This window comes from Arthrobacter sp. ISL-28, from assembly GCF_018613875.1.
GTDB lineage: Bacteria > Actinomycetota > Actinomycetes > Actinomycetales > Micrococcaceae > Arthrobacter.
Window position 1 is genome coordinate 1 of record NZ_JAGGPJ010000011.1, and the last position, 16,555, is coordinate 16,555.

Annotated in this window: 12 protein-coding genes and 1 tRNA gene; 7 read left to right on the top strand and 6 right to left on the bottom strand. The window is 62.8% G+C overall.

Features of this window, described 5'->3' with window-relative positions; translation table 11 throughout:
- The 3 genes from J7E80_RS08655 to J7E80_RS08665 all read right to left on the bottom strand — a co-directional run.
- On the bottom strand, positions 1-208 hold a 208-nt coding region (locus J7E80_RS08655), incomplete at its 3' end, for a hypothetical protein (RefSeq protein WP_215051074.1).
- A gap of 368 nt (positions 209-576) precedes the next feature.
- Positions 577-2,817, bottom strand: coding sequence for an immunoglobulin-like domain-containing protein (locus J7E80_RS08660; protein ID WP_215051075.1), 2,241 nt, complete (start codon positions 2,815-2,817; stop codon positions 577-579).
- 212 nt (positions 2,818-3,029) lie between these two features.
- Positions 3,030-5,570, bottom strand: coding sequence for an alpha-L-arabinofuranosidase C-terminal domain-containing protein (locus tag J7E80_RS08665; RefSeq protein ID WP_215051076.1), 2,541 nt, complete (start codon positions 5,568-5,570; stop codon positions 3,030-3,032).
- Between the two features lie 432 nt (positions 5,571-6,002).
- Here J7E80_RS08665 and J7E80_RS08670 point away from each other — a divergent pair, with 432 nt between their 5' ends.
- From J7E80_RS08670 to J7E80_RS08690, 5 genes are all read left to right on the top strand, one after another.
- Entirely contained in the window at positions 6,003-6,977 is a 975-nt protein-coding gene (locus J7E80_RS08670; RefSeq protein WP_215051077.1) for an ABC transporter substrate-binding protein, read from the top strand.
- Positions 6,978-7,073: 96 nt separating this feature from the next.
- On the top strand, positions 7,074-8,600 hold the full coding sequence (locus J7E80_RS08675) for a sugar ABC transporter ATP-binding protein (protein ID WP_215051078.1): 1,527 nt from the start codon (positions 7,074-7,076) through the stop codon (positions 8,598-8,600).
- The gene (locus J7E80_RS08680; RefSeq protein ID WP_215051079.1) at positions 8,597-9,640 is read left to right on the top strand and encodes an ABC transporter permease; all 1,044 of its coding nucleotides are present in this window, start codon (positions 8,597-8,599) and stop codon (positions 9,638-9,640) included. Before J7E80_RS08675 ends, J7E80_RS08680 begins: the two co-directional genes overlap by 4 nt.
- Positions 9,640-10,656 carry a galactofuranose ABC transporter, permease protein YjfF gene (gene yjfF, locus J7E80_RS08685; RefSeq protein ID WP_215051080.1) on the top strand — a complete coding sequence of 339 codons (1,017 nt, stop codon included), beginning with the start codon at positions 9,640-9,642 and terminating at the stop codon, positions 10,654-10,656. The genes J7E80_RS08680 and yjfF overlap by 1 nt, the downstream gene beginning before the upstream one ends.
- Before the next feature lie 241 nt (positions 10,657-10,897).
- On the top strand, positions 10,898-12,370 hold the full coding sequence (locus tag J7E80_RS08690) for a family 43 glycosylhydrolase (RefSeq protein ID WP_215051081.1): 1,473 nt from the start codon (positions 10,898-10,900) through the stop codon (positions 12,368-12,370).
- 105 nt (positions 12,371-12,475) lie between these two features.
- Here the strand turns inward: J7E80_RS08690 and J7E80_RS08695 are convergent, their stop codons facing one another.
- The 3 genes from J7E80_RS08695 to J7E80_RS08705 form a co-directional block, all read right to left on the bottom strand.
- A complete protein-coding gene (locus J7E80_RS08695) occupies positions 12,476-13,501 on the bottom strand; it encodes a LacI family DNA-binding transcriptional regulator (protein ID WP_251036655.1) in 1,026 nt (341 codons plus the stop codon).
- 85 nt (positions 13,502-13,586) lie between these two features.
- The gene (locus tag J7E80_RS08700; protein WP_215051082.1) at positions 13,587-14,597 is read right to left on the bottom strand and encodes a LacI family DNA-binding transcriptional regulator; all 1,011 of its coding nucleotides are present in this window, start codon (positions 14,595-14,597) and stop codon (positions 13,587-13,589) included.
- A 131-nt stretch (positions 14,598-14,728) separates the two neighbouring features.
- Positions 14,729-14,801, bottom strand: a tRNA-Lys gene (locus J7E80_RS08705).
- Between the two features lie 222 nt (positions 14,802-15,023).
- Between J7E80_RS08705 and J7E80_RS08710 the strand changes: the two genes are divergently transcribed.
- Together J7E80_RS08710 and J7E80_RS08715 are read left to right on the top strand one after the other, a co-directional pair.
- A complete protein-coding gene (locus J7E80_RS08710; RefSeq protein ID WP_215051083.1) occupies positions 15,024-15,683 on the top strand; it encodes a hypothetical protein in 660 nt (219 codons plus the stop codon).
- Between the two features lie 253 nt (positions 15,684-15,936).
- Positions 15,937-16,554 (top strand): DUF47 domain-containing protein, encoded by a 618-nt coding sequence (locus J7E80_RS08715; RefSeq protein WP_215051084.1) that lies wholly within the window; start codon positions 15,937-15,939, stop codon positions 16,552-16,554.
- The last annotated feature ends 1 nt before the right edge of the window (position 16,555 follow it).

Genomic DNA, 16,555 nt, shown 5'->3' on the forward strand with positions numbered 1-16,555 from the left:
CGATGACCGTTCCATCAGCCGCCCCCGCCACATCCGCCGGAAGCGCTTCGGTGACCACAGCATGCGGGTAATCGAACACCCCACTGCCAAGTTCCTTCCCATCCCGGACCCGGACCACCACAGCCCGCCCCGACAGAGTGCCGTAATCCACCCCAATCACGTAATTTTCGCTGCCGGGGTTGAAACCGGTGTCGTCACTCGATTGCATGCTAAACCTCCATCCGGGAGGTACTGGCCCCTGTGCCCGGTGTCGAAAACGTAAAAGATTCTCTTAGATTGTGAACGCTAACATAGCTGCACGTCAAGCATTGGCGGTGACCAACTTCAGGCCGGATCCGGCTTCTGCAGAACCCTCAGTGCAGTGCATTATCGGGACAGGCACCACTGGGATTGGCACCACTGGGACATGCACCATGGGACAGGGGGCTCCGCTACGACGGCGGAGCCCGCTGTCCCTGTGGAGGTCAGAGTCCTTCGGGCCTCAAGCCCTTCTGGGGCGTTCTAACCCGAGGTACGAGGGGAAGCCCCTCTTGGGAGTGGCAAGGCCCTTTTTTGAGAGCGGGACCCATAGCGCCCTTAGCCGAGTTGGCTATGAAGGCGTTCCAGCTCAGTTTTGGTAACGGGCAGGACAGTGCCGTGGCGCGGGGCGCGCGGCAGTTCGTAGTTGCTTGAGAGCTTCCAGTTGGGGTTTTCGAGACTGGTGCTTTCCAGCGGGATGTAGCCGCGGCCGCCAAATTCATCCACGAAGAGGTAGTACTTCTCTTCGGTGTTTGATTTGAAGATGGTCGGCCCTTCAACGCCGCCGGTCCCGGCGTTCTTGCCGATGCAGTTGGCCATCAGGGACCAGTTACGCGGGTTCGTGGTCGGCAGATCGACGGCCAGCAGGTCCGTGGACTTCTCCTGCATGATGTCCAGGCAACCGGAGACACGGGCCTCGTCCTTGCTGAAGCGGTAATAGGTGCCTCCCTCCTTGATGACGGTGGAGTCGATGACGGAGTTTCCCGGGTCATTCCAGACTTTGGCCTCGCTGAACGTCCGGAAATCCCGTGTGGTGGAATACATCATCTTGTTGTGGGTGCCGCCGGCATGGTTCGGGTCATTGTCGGCGTAGATCTTGGAGGCCCAGTAGACGACATAGGCGCCTATTTTCTCGTCGTAGTGGGCTTCCGGCGCCCAGGTGTTTCCTGCCGTGTCCGGCGAGACTTTCACGTGCCGCTGCTCGGACCAGTTCACGAGGTCCGTTGACTCCCAGACCTCCAGGTGCTGGCTGCCCATGCGCTGGGAAGCATCCCACGAAGTCCCGCTGCCGATGGAGAGGTCGGTAGCGATCATGTAGAACTTGTCACCCTCCGGGGAGCGGATGATGAAGGGGTCGCGCAGGCCCTTGGTTCCAAGGCCCGATTTCAGAACCGGCTGTCCGCCGTTGAGTTCGTCCCACTTGAGCGCGTCGTTGCCCCGGCTGGCTGCCATGAAGATGTTCTCTCCGGCGATGTCGTTGCCGGTGAAATATGCGAAGGCGTAGCCTTCCTTGGCTTCTGCTTTGGGCAACGGAAGGACGGTGGCCCGGAATGACCTCTTAACCTTGGTCTTGCCGTAGCTGACGAATGCGTGAAGGTTCAGCTTGACGGGCTCGTTTCCGTAGGCCGGCCGCGTAACCTCGCCGCCCGCAGTGATGACGGACTCGTCGCCCGACTTCCATTCAACAGTGGTTCCGTGCAGTCCCCTGGTAGGAAGGGTGATGTTGCCACGGATTCCCTCGGCATGCCATATAGTGAGGGCGGCTGAGGCCTCGCTGACTTTCTGTTCGTCGCTGATGTCCTCGATCACCGTGACGGTGAACGTCTTGGAAGCTGATGCCTCACCTAACGTTGCGGTGGCCGTCAGCGTCACTTCCGCGTTTCCCGTTCCGTAGGCGGGGCGGGTCACGGCCCCTGTGGACGAGACCACGGCCTCGTTCGACGACGACCACGTGTACGCAGACCCGTTGGGTCCTGTGAGTGGCAGTTTCAGGCCGCCGGTGATGGCGCTTGTGTCCCCGAGCGCCAGGTCCTGCAGATCGAGGGCCACCCGCTCTTCCGGCGAGACGTAGCCGAGCTCGCGCACTTCGGCTGCCGAGAGGGCACGGTTGTACACGCGGAAGTCGCGGACCTGCCCCTTCAGGTACTTGTCGCCGCTGTAGACCGATCGTCCCAGGTAATTGGCCGTCGTGGTGCCGCCGCCGATGCTGCCAGGCGTGATGGTCACGCCGCTCTTCCGGGCGACTTCGACGCCGTCCTCGTACAGTACCGCGGTGCCGCCGGCGAGGGTGTAGGTGATGGTCTTCCAGGCCCCTCGGGCGAGGTCCCTGCCGGCACTGGCAGTCTGCTCCGTCGACCAGTTGCCGCTGGCAATGGACGTCCGGTACGAGTTGCCGGTGGTGAACAAATAGCCATTCCCGACGCCGTTTGTCGTGTTGCCGAGTCCCCAAATGAAATAGGGGGCGGGCTGGTCCGAAGCCAGTTTCACGTCGGTCGAAACGGTGATGGAGTTAAGCCCCCGCATGATGTCGTTGGGAAGCCTGACATGGCCGTTGGTGCCGCCGAGCTGCAGGCCTTCACCGCCCAGGCGGCTGGCGTCGCCACTGATGACGCCGTTGTGGCCGTTTCCGGAGGTGTCTTCGGCAACGGCTCCGGTCGGTTCGGTCAGGTTGTATTTGAGGACGAGGCCGTCGTCAATGGCGGCTTGAGCGGGGGTGCTTGCCGCAAGGCCGCCAAGCCCAAGGACGGCCGCGGTAAGGGCCGCCGGTCCTGTGCGGGCTCTAAAGGGGGTGAAGGGCATCGAGGACACTTTCATTACGGCGGCGCCGGGCCGCGGTTAACGGGTGGTGTTGGGGAGGGCGTTAGGGAGGCCGCAGCTGCACGTACCGGTTCATCAGGCGCGGACTGGCGCGGAAGTAATGCGGGGGTGGTGCGGAACAGTTCCGAACTCACAGGAGGGGCCGGCCGGTTTGTCAGCCGGGCCCATCCCGGTGATGCACTGGGTTACGTTTGCTACTTGCGTGTGCCGTCAGCCAAGCGGATGAAGGTCACGGACTTGGGCTCGAAGGTGTAGGTGAACTTAGGCCCTGCACCGCTGAAAGTGCTGGCAGCGGAGGCGAGGTTCTGGCCGTCGGAAGTCTCGGTGAGCGTTGTTACGGCGGCAGTGGCTGCGATCCCGGCCGCCCCGGAAACATTGATGTCAACGGGAGCCTTTTCGGTTGAGGTGTTGACGACCTTGACAATGGTGTCGCCTGACGTTTCATCCTTCGTGACCACGGAGTAGACGGGATCCGCGGTTGTATCGTCAACCGTTCCCCACAGGACGTTGTCCAGGTAGAGTTTCGCGATGCGCCCGGTCACTTCGATGCGGATGTCGTATTCGTGGCCTGTCTGGATTACGGTGTTGCGCTCAATAACGTTCGTCTTCGCGCCGTTGACTGCTTTTTCAACCACGGAGCGGGAGTTGTTCCAGCCGCCGAGGTTCCACCAGAAGTAGTTTCCTGTGTCCTTGACTCCGAAGGAGACGAGGAAGCCTTCTGAACCTGCGAGTTTGGTTGCCTTGGTGCTGAGCGTGTAATTGCTCCATTCGGGATTTCCGGCGGTGACCATGGTGTTCTGGGCTGTGGTGCTGGACTGAACGTAGGCGCCGTCCTGGATAGACCAGGATCCGGTTCCGTTGCCCGTCCAGGCTGCATCGGTGCCGGAGAAATCGTCGCTGAACAACGTCGAACCGTCGTTTCCGGTCACCTTGACGTTGTCGTATTTGGCGGAGGTGGCCCACGTGGACAGCCCGATCTTGCCTGCAATCGGGGCCACAGCATTGGCAGGGTTTTCCTGCTTGCTCGGCACCACCTGGGTTCCGACGTTGTTCATGAACAGCTTCTGGACCTCGTAGTTCGGGGTGGTCCGTATCGACGTTCCGTTGAAGAACATCATGTCCGGGCTCCACTGCGTGTTCGCCTCGTTGGCGATGAGGGGTGCGTAGGACGCCATCTTGACCACGTCTGCATTGCGCTCGAGTCCGGTCATGTAGGAGGCTTCCGCGAGAGCGTTGGCAGGCTTGTTGCCGCGGGAGGCATATTCGCCGAGGAAGACCTTGTAGCGGTTGCGGTCGTACGAGTCGTAGCGGTGGTTGTTGTTCAGGAACCAGGAGGGATCGTTGTAGTAGTGCTCATCGACGAAGTCGACGCCCGTCGCGGCATTGAATTTCGAAAGGTCGTCGAATTCGGGGCCCTGGCTGAACGGCCCGGTGTTTCCGATGATCTTGATCTCGGGGTGGGCTGCCCTGACTGCGTTGTAGAACTGGGTGAAGTAGGCCTTGAATTCGGGCTTGTACTCCTCGTTGCCCAGACCGATGCGGTCGAGGTTATAGGGCTCAGGATGGCCGTAGGCAATGCGCTTGGCGCCCCAGTAGGTGCTGGCATCGCCGTTGGCGAATTCGATGAGATCCAGGGTGTCCTGGATGTACCGGTCAAGGGTCGCCTGGTCAGGAGCTATTTTGGTGTCGCCGCACCCCGTGACACCCACGGGAACAACGGGGACGGGGATTGCGCCCATATCCTCGGCCCACTGGAAGTACTCCATGTATCCGAGTCCGTACGTCTGGTTGTAGCCCCAGAAGTTCCGGTTCGCCGGCCGCCGCTCCACCGGTCCGATGGTTTCCTTCCACTGGTAGGTACGGGCGCGGGTGTAGTTGGGCGCTGAATAGGTGTCGTAGCTGCCGGTATTGACGATGCAGCCGCCCGGGAAGCGCAGGAATCCGGGGTTGAGATCTGCGATCTTTTCGGCGAGGTCCTTCCTCAGGCCATTCGCCCGGCCGTTCCACGTGTCCTGGGGGAACAGGGAAATCATGTCCAGCCGGACGGTGCCGGTTCCCTGGACCACAGTGGCCAGCCTGCCGGCTCCGGTGGAGGACTTGGGCGACAATGTCACCTCGTATTTGGCCCACCTGTCACCCTTGATCTTGATGGTGGCCATGTCCAGGCGCGCACCTTCGGCGGTCTCCAGCGTTACGGCAAGACTCGTTCCGGCCGGGTTGGACGTGCGCGCCCAGACTGAGTAGTTGTACTTCTTGTGGGCCTCAAGCTTCTGGCCGGCGTTCCAGCCGCTGTTACGGACGCCGATTCCGGCGCCGCCGCCGGCGCCGGCACTGACGGCGTCGATTTTGAGGTAGTTCCGGTTGTTTTGGTTCAGTCGGTTGTCATCGTTGACGACGGCGGCAGTTCCGTCACTGCCCCGCTTCAGGACCTCCCAGGCGGTCATCGGAGAGTAGCTGCGGCTGTCCCCCGAACTGAATTCGAACGACCGGTTCTGGACGAGTTCCGCGTAAATGCCGCCGTCGGCGCCTTGGTTGATGTCCTCATAAAAAGCCCCGTACATTGTCGAATCGATCGAAGGCCCGGTCTCAGCGGCGTTGACGTTGATGGTGCGGTTCGTTGCGGACTCTGCATTGGCGCCCAGAGCCGGGCCCAGTGACAGCATCGCTGCTGCCAGTGATCCGGCAAGCGCCATGGTGCAGGCCCGCTGTGCGGGACCTGATGGTTTTGATGGCATGGAAGAGATGGCCTTTCTCCATTGAACGGTCCGCCGGCTCGCCGGCGCAGCTCAGGCAGGGCGGCCGCCGACAGTTGCAGGATGCAGACTGTCCTCGGGCGGAGCCGCCGATGAATGGGTGACAAAAGCTGTTAACGCTAACAAAGGCTGCGTCGGGAAAAGTATTCGGCAACTTTGCAGTCTTGTAAAGGGCGCCTGTCGGGGATGCCATCTTATTCCGGAGCCTGAATCGAAATATTCTTCCCGGCTTCGGACGTGCCCCAAGGGAGGGTGTCGCCAATTCCGGACAACCCGTGGAATTGTGACCTGAACTACTTGACGGCTTTATTTGTTAGCGTTCACAATGAGTCGCAGAGCGCATCAGCTCACTTGCAGCGATGGCGGTGTTCGTAGTCTCCCGCCTGCATGTAACTACGCCTCCGGGAGGATGTTGTGTTTAAGAAATCCCTGATTGCGGTCGCCGCCGCATCGATGCTCACGTTGACAGCCTGCGGCGGGACCGGCAGTGCTGCCGGCACCGCGGGCACTGACAAGATCACCATGGGTTTTGCCCAGGTCGGCGCCGAGAGCGGATGGCGCACCGCGAACACCAAGTCCGTACAGGAATCCGCCAAGAAGGCCGGGGTCGATCTGAAGTTCTCGGACGCCCAGCAGAAGCAAGAGAACCAGATCAAGGCGATCCGCTCCTACATTCAGCAGAAAGTCGACGTCATTGCCTTCTCCCCCGTCGTGGAGTCCGGCTGGGACACAGTGCTGAAGGAGGCCAAGACGGCCAATATTCCCGTCATCCTGACGGACCGGGCGGTGGATTCCTCTGACAAGACCCTGTACAAGACGTTCCTCGGTTCCGACTTCGTTGAAGAAGGCAAAAAGGCCGGCGACTGGGTGGTCGAGGACTCCAAGTCCGCATCGGACACCGTGAACATCGTCGAGATTCAGGGAACCACCGGATCCGCACCTGCGAACGACAGGAAGGAAGGGTTCGAGGAGGCAATCAAGGCCAATCCGAAGCTGAAGATCATCGCCTCCCAGAGCGGGGACTTCACCCGCAGCGGCGGCAAGCAGGTCATGGAGGCCTTCCTCAAGAACAACCCGGACATCGATGTTGTCTTCGCCCACAATGACGACGAAGGCCTGGGCGCCATCGAGGCCATCGAAGCTGCCGGCAAGGTCCCCGGCAAGGACATCAAAATCGTCACCATTGACGCTGTGAAGGACGGAATGACCGCCCTGAGCAACGGCAAGATCAACTTCATCGTTGAATGCAGCCCGATGCTCGGCGACCAGCTCATGGATCTCGCCAAGAAGGTTCTCGCCGGTGAGAGCGTCCCGGAACGGGTCGTCACGGAGGAAACCACCTTCACCCAGGAGCAGGCCAAGCAGGTTCTTGCCAGCCGCCCCTACTGAGTTCACGGCGTCCCTGAACGCCCGTGCGGCGACGGACCACCCCGCCGCCGCACGGCGCCCGCCGCATGGCAGACCTAGCACAGAAAAGATATGAGGATGAACGAAAGCGTTCCGGTCGTCGAGATGACCGACATAGCAATTGGCTTCCCAGGAGTTAAGGCGCTCGACGGAGTCAACTTCCGCCTGTTCCAGGGTGAAGTGCATGCACTCATGGGAGAGAACGGTGCGGGCAAGTCCACCCTCATCAAGGCCCTGACCGGCGTCTACACCATCGATTCCGGCACCATGACCGTGCTCGGCGAGCGCAAGCAGTTCCCGACGCCGGCCGCATCGCAGGCGGCCGGCATCAGCACTGTCTATCAAGAGGTCAACCTCTGCCCCAACCTGACGGTTGAAGAAAACGTGCTGCTGGGCCGCGAGCCGCGCCGCCGGGGCTCCATTGACTGGAAGGGCGTGCGGTCCCGGACCCGGGAGGTCCTCGCAGAGCTGCACCTGGACCATGTGGATCCCGGTTCCCTGCTGTCCTCGCATTCCATCGCGGTCCAGCAACTCATCGCCATTGCCAGGTCAGTGGAGATCAACGCCAAGGTCCTCATCCTGGATGAGCCAACGTCGAGCCTGGACGCCGATGAAGTCAACCAGCTCTTCCGCGTGATCAGGGACCTCCGTGAGCGCGGCGTCGCGATCTTGTTCGTCTCCCATTTCCTCGAGCAGGTCTACGAGATCTCGGACCGCATGACCGTCCTGCGCAACGGCAAGCTCGTGGGCGAATACATGACCCGGGACCTCTCCCGCATGAACCTCATTTCCAAGATGATCGGCAAGGAGCTGGAAGCACTTGCGGAGCTGGACCATGCCCCTGCCCGGACCCGCGCCAGAACAGGCTCCGGCGTGACGCCCTTCCTTGAGGCGAGCGGAATCGGCAGGAAAGGATCAGTTTCAGATGTGAACCTCTCCATCTACCCCGGCGAGGTCGTTGGCCTCGCCGGTCTGCTGGGAGCGGGCCGGACAGAGATTGCCAGGCTCATCTTCGGCGCCGACAAAGCAGATGAGGGCTCCATAAAGATCAAGGGCGTCGGCCAAAAGGTCCGCTCCCCGCGGGCAGCCATCGATAAGCGGATCGGGTTCTGCTCCGAAGACCGCAAAGAGGAAGGCCTTATCGGCGACCTCTCGGTCCGCGACAATCTCGTGCTGGCCATGCAGGCCAGCAAAGGCTGGGCGCGCCGCGTCCCCCGCCGCATCCAGGACGAGCTGGTGGCCGAATACATCGCCACGCTCGATATCCGGCCGGCAAACCCCGATGCGCTCATCCGCAACCTCAGCGGCGGGAACCAGCAGAAGGTTCTTCTCGCCCGCTGGCTGGTCACCTCCCCCGAACTGCTGATCCTTGATGAGCCAACCAGGGGAATCGACATCGGGGCGAAGACCCAGATCCAAAAGCTTGTCAACAGCTTGGCGACCGAAGGGATGTCCATCCTCTTCATCTCCTCGGAGCTCGAAGAGGTCCTACGCCTGAGCGACCGAGTCGCCGTCATCAAGGACAGGAAAATGGTCGCCGAAATCAAGAATGACGACGTTTCAGTGGAAGACGTCATGACGGTCATCGCCGGAGGTACGCAATGAAATCCCTTCTGAAAAACCGGCTGGCGTGGCCGGTGATAGCACTGGCTGCTTTGCTGCTGCTGAACCAGATCTTCCGGCCCGACTTCCTGGCGCTGAGAATGCAGGACGGCCATCTCTACGGCAGCCTCATCGACATCATGCGCAATGGCGCCCCCACCATCCTCATTGCCCTGGGTATGACGCTGGTCATCGCCGCGCGGGGCATTGACCTTTCGGTCGGCGCGATTGTGGCAATCGCCGGCGCAGGATCGTGCGCGTACATCGCAGCTTCCCCGGAGCCTGCCTCTCCGGTAACGGCAGCCATGGCCGTTCTCATCGCCGTGCTGGCCGGTCTTCTCCTGGGCGTGTGGAACGGGTTCCTGGTCTCGACGATCGGTGTGCAGCCGATCATCGCCACCCTCGTGCTGATGACCGCCGGAAGGGGGATCGCCCAGCTCATCACCGACGGCCAGATCATCTCGGTATCGAATGACCATTACAAGGCAATCGGGGCCGGATACCTGTTCACCCTTCCGGTCTCCATCCTGATCACCGCGGCGGTCTTCACTCTGGCGACCGTCCTCACCCGGCGCACGGCTCTGGGAACCCTCATTGAAGCCGTGGGCATCAACCCGGTGGCCAGCCGCCTGGCCGGGCTCCGCTCGCGGAACATCATCTGGATCGTCTACATCTTCAGCGCGTTCTGCGCCGCGATCGCAGGCCTCATGATCAGTTCCAATGTCACCGCAGCCGACGCGAACAATGCCGGTCTTTACATTGAAATGGACGCCATCCTTGCCGTGGTCATCGGCGGTACGTCACTCGCCGGCGGGCGGTACACCCTGGTGGGGACCGTCGTCGGGGCCTTCATCATCCAGACCCTCACCACCACCGTCTACACCCTCGGAATCCCGCCGGAAGTGACGCTGGTCTTCAAGGCCCTGGTGGTCCTCACCGTCTGCCTCCTGCAGGCACCCAAGGCACGGAACCTCCTGAGGAGCCTCAAAGCTGCACCCAAGCCGGCCGCCAAAGAAGCCGCAAAGGAAAAGGTCGCCATCTAATGTCCCCCCTGAGCACTCTGACGCCCCTTGCCGTCAAGGAAAAGTCACCTGTCCGCAACCGGATCCGCGGCGGTGCCCGCTACGCACCTACCCTTGCGACCCTGGGTCTCTTCATCGCCATGTTCGCTGTGGGTGCGGGAATGTACCCGAGCTTCCTCTCCGGCCAGGTGTTCCTGAACCTCTTCATCGACAACACGTTCCTGATCGTGCTCGCCGTCGGCATGACGTTCGTGATCCTGACAGGAGGCATCGACCTTTCCGTCGGAGCCGTCGTCGCACTGTCGATGATGGTCAGTGCAACGCTCCTCCAGCAGGGCTGGAATCCGGCCGCCGTCGTCTTCCTGGTCCTGCTCATTGGCGGCGGGCTGGGCCTCCTTATGGGGCTGATCATCCAGTACTTTGACATCCAGCCCTTCATTGTCACCCTCGCCGGCATGTTCCTCGCCCGCGGCCTCTGCTACGTCATCAGCCTCGACTCGATCCCTGTCACTGAGGGGTTCTTCACGGCCATGGCGCAGGCCCAGATCCCGCTTCCGGGGGACCTCTTCGTCTCCCCGGGCGTGCTCCTGGCGCTCGGGATCGTTGCCGCAGCCTTCTACATCCTCCACCACACGCGCTTTGGCCGGACCGTCTACGCCATTGGCGGCAATGAGCACTCAGCAATGCTCATGGGCCTGCCCGTGACGAAGACCAAGGTCCTGGTCTACGCCCTGAGCGGCTTCTGCTCAGCCATCGCCGGAATCCTGTTCTCCTTCTACAGCCTCTCCGGCTACAGCCTGGCAGCCCAAGGCATGGAACTCGATGCCATCGCCGCAGTCGTCATCGGCGGCACCCTGCTGACGGGCGGAACGGGCTACGTCCTTGGGTCCGTCGTGGGAGTGCTCGTGCTCGGGATTGTCCAGACCTTCATCGCCTACGACGGAACCCTCAGTTCCTGGTGGACAAAGATCGTTATCGGCGCCCTGCTCCTGGTCTTCATCCTGCTGCAGCGGCTCTTCGCCAGGAAGACCGCCTAAGCGGCCCTGCACAAGCCTTCACACCCTGCCCACCCGTTCCCAACCGCTTCATCCGCTCCGACACCGTTTCACAGATCCCGAAGCCCCGGCCCGGGAGCTTGCACACGCAATGCCGCAAGCCCCGCCAGCCCGGTGCTTCATCAATGAGCCCCTTCTCCGCTGCCGCGCGATGCCGCGATGTCTTCGGTGTTACGGCCGCGCGCCCAGGCGTCGAAGGGAATCCAGGAAGGACGCTTTCAGCATGAATGTTCCCCTCAACCGGCAGTTTTCGGGCGACCGGCAGTTTTCGCGCCGCCTGTTCCTCGGCTCCGGAACTGCAGCAGCCGCCATCGCGATAGTGACCGGGACCGGCGCCGGGACCCTGGTGGCGGCCGCTGCGGCCGCCGCCCGCAGCGACTCAGCGCCGGTCATCAACCCCATCGTGCCGCAGCGAGCGGACCCGTGGCTCATGAAGCACACCGACGGAAAGTACTACTTCACCGGTTCCGTGCCCGAATACGACCGGATCATCCTCCGTTCCTCCTCCACCATCGCAGGGCTGGGCAGCTCCGCGGAGGCTGTGGTGTGGACCCGGCCTGCCACCGGGACGATGGGAGGATACATCTGGGCACCCGAGCTGCATCACTTTGATGGGAAATGGCACATCTACTTCGCCGCCGGCGACAGCGACGACGTCTTCCGGGTGCGGATCTACGTGATCTCCACGGCCGCTGCAGATCCGACCACCGCCGTGTGGGAACCCCCGGTCCGGGTCTACACGCATGCCGACACCTTCTCCCTGGATGCCACCACATTTGAGCACGCCGGTACGCGGTACCTGATCTGGGCCCAGAGCGACACAGGCGTGAATTCAAGCCTGTTCATCGCCTCGATGTCGTCCCCCTCCACTCTGGCCAGCGCTCCGGTCCGCATCGCGGTGCCCACGCTGGAGTGGGAGACCCGGGGGTACAAGGTCAACGAAGGGGCGGCGGTCATTAGACGGAACGGCCGGATCTTCGTGACCTTCTCCGCCAGCGCTACGGACGCCAACTACTGCATGGGCCTCCTCACCGCAGATGAAAACGCGGATCTGCTCAACGCGGCCTCCTGGACCAAAACCCCGACGCCGGTATTCGTTACATCGGAGGGGTCAAAGCAGTACGGGCCGGGGCATAACTCATTCACGGTCGATGAAGCGGGCAATGACGTGCTCGTGTACCATGCCAGGTCTTATCGCAACCCGATCGGCAACCCCCTCTTTGATCCCAACAGGCATGCACGCGTTCAGCGGCTGTACTGGAAGGCAGATGGAATCCCCGATTTCGGTGTACCCGTCGGGGACGGCGAGCTGCCGGTGCGCATGCAATCTGCAGCCGCCCCGGGCAGCTACCTGGTCCATGACGGCACCACCGTCACGGCCTCGTCCGCACCAACGCTGGCAGCATCCCAGTTCCGCCTCGCCCCCGGCTACGCCAAGAAAAACTCCGTCGTCATCGAACCAATCTTGACGAAGGGTCGTTACCTCCGGATCCAGGGCTCAACCGTCGCGATCGCTTCCACGGAGGGATCGTCGTCGGCGTTCATCCGGCGGGCTGGCCTGTCTGATCCGGCCGGAGCCTCCTTCGAGTCGGTCGACCTTCCCGGCTCCTACCTGGTGCTCCGGCAAGGCATCCTGACTCTGGCCAAAGCCGGCAAGAGCGACAGAGCCGCAGCCACTTTCCTTCTGAGCTCATAGCCGCAGGGCTGTCAGTAACTTCCCCGCAGGGCCCGGCACGCTTCCGCTGCCGGGCCCTGCGTGTCCCTCCCCGAGTTCAGCGTGCCCCATTCACTGGGCAAGTATTCATTGGCCAACGGAAGGCGGAGCGGTTGTGGAGCGGACCACGAGCTTCGGATTAACGACTGACGATGCACCGGAGTGGCCATTGGCCATATCGAAGAGCAGCATCTGCATGCAGCGGGCTCCGAGTTCCTTAAAACCTTGGTTAACCGTGGTCAGGGGCGGGACGAAATAGGCTGCCTCGGGCTGGTCGTCGTAGCCCACCACGCTGATGTCCTGCGGGACGCGCAGGCCGGCTTCGCTAAAGGCACGCAGGGCTCCAAGCGCCATCTGGTCATTCGCCGCGAACAAGGCCGTGACACTGCCGGCGTCCGCGAGTTCAAGCCCGGCGCGGTATCCGCTTTCGGCACTCCAGTCACCCCGGATCAGCACGGAGTCGGCCAGTCCTGCCTGCGCGAGGGTACGCTGCCAGCCGTCAATGCGGGCCGCGGCGTCAATCCAGTCGGGCGGGCCGGAAACGTGGGCGATGGCTGCATGCCCAAGGTCCACCAGGTGCTGCACGGCGAGGCTGGCGCCCATCCGCTGGTTCACCGCGGCGACACTTAGCCGCTCGTCCACGCCGAAGCCCACCGCAACCAACGGGACAGCCATGCTGATGGTGCTCAGCGACTCGAACATGGTCTCGTGCGGCACGATAACGACGATGCCGTCCACCGACTGCATCATGAAGTATTCGAGGGCATCCTTGATCGCCGCCGGTGTGACTTCACTGAGGCTGGCCATGCTGACGAAATAGCCTTTGTCGCGGGCTGCCTGCTCCACTCCAAGGAGCGTATTGGCCGGACCGTAATGGGACATGTCGCTTCCCAGGACGCCAATTGTCTGGGACCGCCGGGTGACCAGACTGCGAGCTGCGGTATTCCGCCGGTAGCCCAGTTCCGCGATGGCTTTCTCGACGCGCTCCCGCGTTTGTGGGCTCACGTTCGGGTGGGCGTTGAGGACCCGCGAGACAGTCTGGTGTGAAACGCCGGCCAGTTTGGCCACGTCCTCCATGACGGGAGGACGGCTGATTTCAGATCCTACAGACATCCCTCTCCCGACGTTAGCGCTAACATTCAGCGTACCAGCTGTTGCCCCATAAGGCAGGGGGAACGCGGGACGACTCCGGCCCTGATTAGGCGGGAGCGGAGGTGCTGCCCCGTACCACCAGCTCGGGCTCCACCACCGTGACGCTGCCGCCTTCGCCATCCCTCATGGCGGTCAGCATGAGATCCATGCACCGCCGGCCGAGCTCCTCGAAATCCTGGCGGACCGTGGTCAGCGGCGGGATGAAGTAGCCCGATTCAGGCTGGTCGTCGAAACCCACCACGGAAACGTCGTCGGGCACCCGGACACCGGCCTCGTTGAAAGCGCGCAGCAGGCCGAGCGCCATCTGGTCGTTGCCCACGAAAATCGCCGTGGCGGCCCGCTCCGCGGCGAGCTTCCGGCCGATCTCATAACCGCTGCCGGCGCTCCAGTCGCCCTCCATCAGGAGATCGTCGTCCAGGCCGGCGGCACGCAGGGTGTCGCTCCAGCCCTCGGCCCTCGCCACCGCATCGATCCAGTCCTGCGGCCCCGCTATGTGCCCGATCCTCCGGTGCCCCTGTTCAACCAAATGCCCGACGGCGAGCTCCGCCCCCCGTTTCTGGTCCACCATAGCGCTGCTCACCGACTCATTTCCCAGCGAGCCCACCACCACCACCGGAGCACCGGGGTTCAGTTCGGCGAGGGCAAGCAGCGTCTCGGAATGCGGGACGATCACCACGATGCCGTCCACCGACTGGTCCATGAAGTGCCGGACAGCATCAAAGATCGCCTCGCGGCTGACTGATCTCAGGGCCGCGATGCTGACGAAATAGCCCGCATCCCGGGCGGCCTGTTCGACACCCAGCAGCGTGTTGGCCGGGCCGTACTGGGAAAGTTCGCTGCCGAGGACGCCGATCGTCTGGGAACGCCGGGTGACCAGACTCCGCGCCGCCGTGTTGCGCCGGTATCCCAGCTCGGCGATGGCCGCTTCGACCCGCTCGCGCGTGGCCTTGCTGACGTTCGGATGATTGTTGATCACGCGGGACACGGTCTGGTGTGAGACCCCGGCGCGCTCGGCCACGTCCTCAAGCCGCGGCAGCCGCGCGTTGCTTTTAGTCATGGTGTTATTCTGCGCGACTCGGCGCATAACCACGAATAGGCGTTTGCCGAGGTCCCAGGAGTCGGCTAACAAAAAGTCCCCGGTTCCCTGTTGCCAGGAAACCGGGGACTTTCCACTCTTCGCTAAAAGAGTGGGCCCTGTGGGGCTCGAACCCACGACCCACGGATTAAAAGTCCGATGCTCTACCAACTGAGCTAAAGGCCCAAACCGACTCTGCAACCCCGCACGCGATACATGCGCGACGCATATCAGTTCCAGTCCATTTCTGGACGTTTAATACTGTACCGCAGTCAGCGGTGCCTTACCGACCGGAACCGGCTGACGGCGTCGTTCGCCTCATTCGATGCGCCGGCAGGGTGCTTACCCGCCCCAGTGCCCCAAACTGCATGCTCGATTCCCTTGCGGCACAGGAGTAGCGTGGGGAGCATGAGCGAGAAAGCAGGAACCAGCGGTTCGGGCGGGGCTGGGCGGCACCACAAACCGAAGCCTTTTGCGCCCATTGATTTTGAGCCCTTCGCGGGCGGCGCGGATCCGGCACGGATCTCCGAAGCGGCCCATCTGGCCGCCCAGGCACTCGTGCGACACGGCCGCGACAGCGACGATCCCGTCATCACCAGACGCCTCGTCAAGCTCGCCGACGAGCAGGGCCTCGACGCCATCGCCGAGATGTGGGCCGAAAGCCCTGCACGTTCACTCCCCGGCGCCCTGTGGCGGTTGTACGCCCTGCGCGCGGCGACGGTCCAAGACCCGGAACGCATCTCGGTCTACTTCAAGGCCGGCAGGGACACGGCACAGGTCTCCAACGTCGTCGCCGGAGCGGCCGAACCGCCGGGCGCCGACGAAATGAGGACCATGGCGGACGCCATTTTGTCCGGCGCCTTCGACGGCGACTTCGATGTCGCGCTGGAGCGCTCGGCCGCCTTCTGCCGCGTCGTCGCCCTCGGACAGGCCACGCTCGCCGACGGCGCCGACCTGAGCAATGAGGTCCATGCCCGCAAGCTGACGAGGAACTCGCACCTGTTGGTCAAGACCGCCGAAGACCTCGAACATGCCGCTAACGCCTGGCGGCTGGGCGAGCTCGACTGACCTATCAGGCCGGATCTGTCAATGTTGACTTGGTCCCGCCAAAGTAGAACACTGAAACTGGTGCCGAACCGCGAAACCCCCGGGCTTCAACATTTAGCCGCCTAGAGCGGCCTACCGCCGAGAGGCGTATCCGGTTCGGCACCATTTTCATGCCCGGATGCACCTCCCGGTAAAGTACTACTAGCTGCGGGCCGGGCGTCATGTCCCCGGGACCGCGGTGCCCGCCCTGACGATCCTCCGGAGACCGGTACTGATGAAGCTGCGCCTTTTTCCCCAGGAGTCCGCGGGGCTGGCCCTCCTCTCCCAGTTGGCCCGGCAGATCGTCCTGGCCAGCGCCACCATGGCGGAGATCCTGGGCGCGCCGGCCGCCGAACATGACCGGCTGGTGGAGGTCATGCATGACCACGAGGCCAAGTCCGCTGAGCTGCATTTTGCCCTGCTGACCCACATGCGGACGAGCTTCATTAATCCCCTTCCGCGCGAGGACATGTACGGGCTGTCCCTCCAGCTCAACGAGGCAATCGAGAAGCTGGACGCCGCCGCTGAACTGGTGGCTCTCTACAAGCTGGACCGGCTTCCCAAGCGGGCCGCGGACCAGCTGGAGATCATCAGCCGCCAGGCCGAGCTCACCGAGGATGCCATGCGCAGGCTGAACGACTTGGACGAACTGGAGGACTACTGGATCGAGATCGTGCGCCTGGCCAAGCGCGCGGAACGGACGCACAGGGTGTGGGTCGCGGACATGCTCAAGGACATGAAGTCCACGCAGTACGCCCGGAACAGGGACATCGCGAACCAACTCGTGGACGTCACCAAGAACATGCGACGCATCGCGACCCAGGTAGGCAGCATCATCGTCAAGGAATCATGAC

What these genes read in the sequence shown, in the direction of transcription:
- J7E80_RS08675 (WP_215051078.1), top strand. Translation starts at nt 7,074, where the DNA reads ATGAACGAAAGCGTTCCGGTCGTCGAGATGACCGACATAGCAATTGGC.
- J7E80_RS08660 (WP_215051075.1), bottom strand. Translation starts at nt 2,817, where the DNA reads ATGCCCTTCACCCCCTTTAGAGCCCGCACAGGACCGGCGGCCCTTACC.
- J7E80_RS08690 (WP_215051081.1), top strand. Translation starts at nt 10,898, where the DNA reads ATGAATGTTCCCCTCAACCGGCAGTTTTCGGGCGACCGGCAGTTTTCG.
- J7E80_RS08680 (WP_215051079.1), top strand. Translation starts at nt 8,597, where the DNA reads ATGAAATCCCTTCTGAAAAACCGGCTGGCGTGGCCGGTGATAGCACTG.
- J7E80_RS08695 (WP_251036655.1), bottom strand. Translation starts at nt 13,501, where the DNA reads ATGTCTGTAGGATCTGAAATCAGCCGTCCTCCCGTCATGGAGGACGTG.
- J7E80_RS08710 (WP_215051083.1), top strand. Translation starts at nt 15,024, where the DNA reads ATGAGCGAGAAAGCAGGAACCAGCGGTTCGGGCGGGGCTGGGCGGCAC.
- J7E80_RS08700 (WP_215051082.1), bottom strand. Translation starts at nt 14,597, where the DNA reads ATGACTAAAAGCAACGCGCGGCTGCCGCGGCTTGAGGACGTGGCCGAG.
- J7E80_RS08665 (WP_215051076.1), bottom strand. Translation starts at nt 5,570, where the DNA reads ATGCCATCAAAACCATCAGGTCCCGCACAGCGGGCCTGCACCATGGCG.
- yjfF (WP_215051080.1), top strand. Translation starts at nt 9,640, where the DNA reads ATGTCCCCCCTGAGCACTCTGACGCCCCTTGCCGTCAAGGAAAAGTCA.
- J7E80_RS08715 (WP_215051084.1), top strand. Translation starts at nt 15,937, where the DNA reads ATGAAGCTGCGCCTTTTTCCCCAGGAGTCCGCGGGGCTGGCCCTCCTC.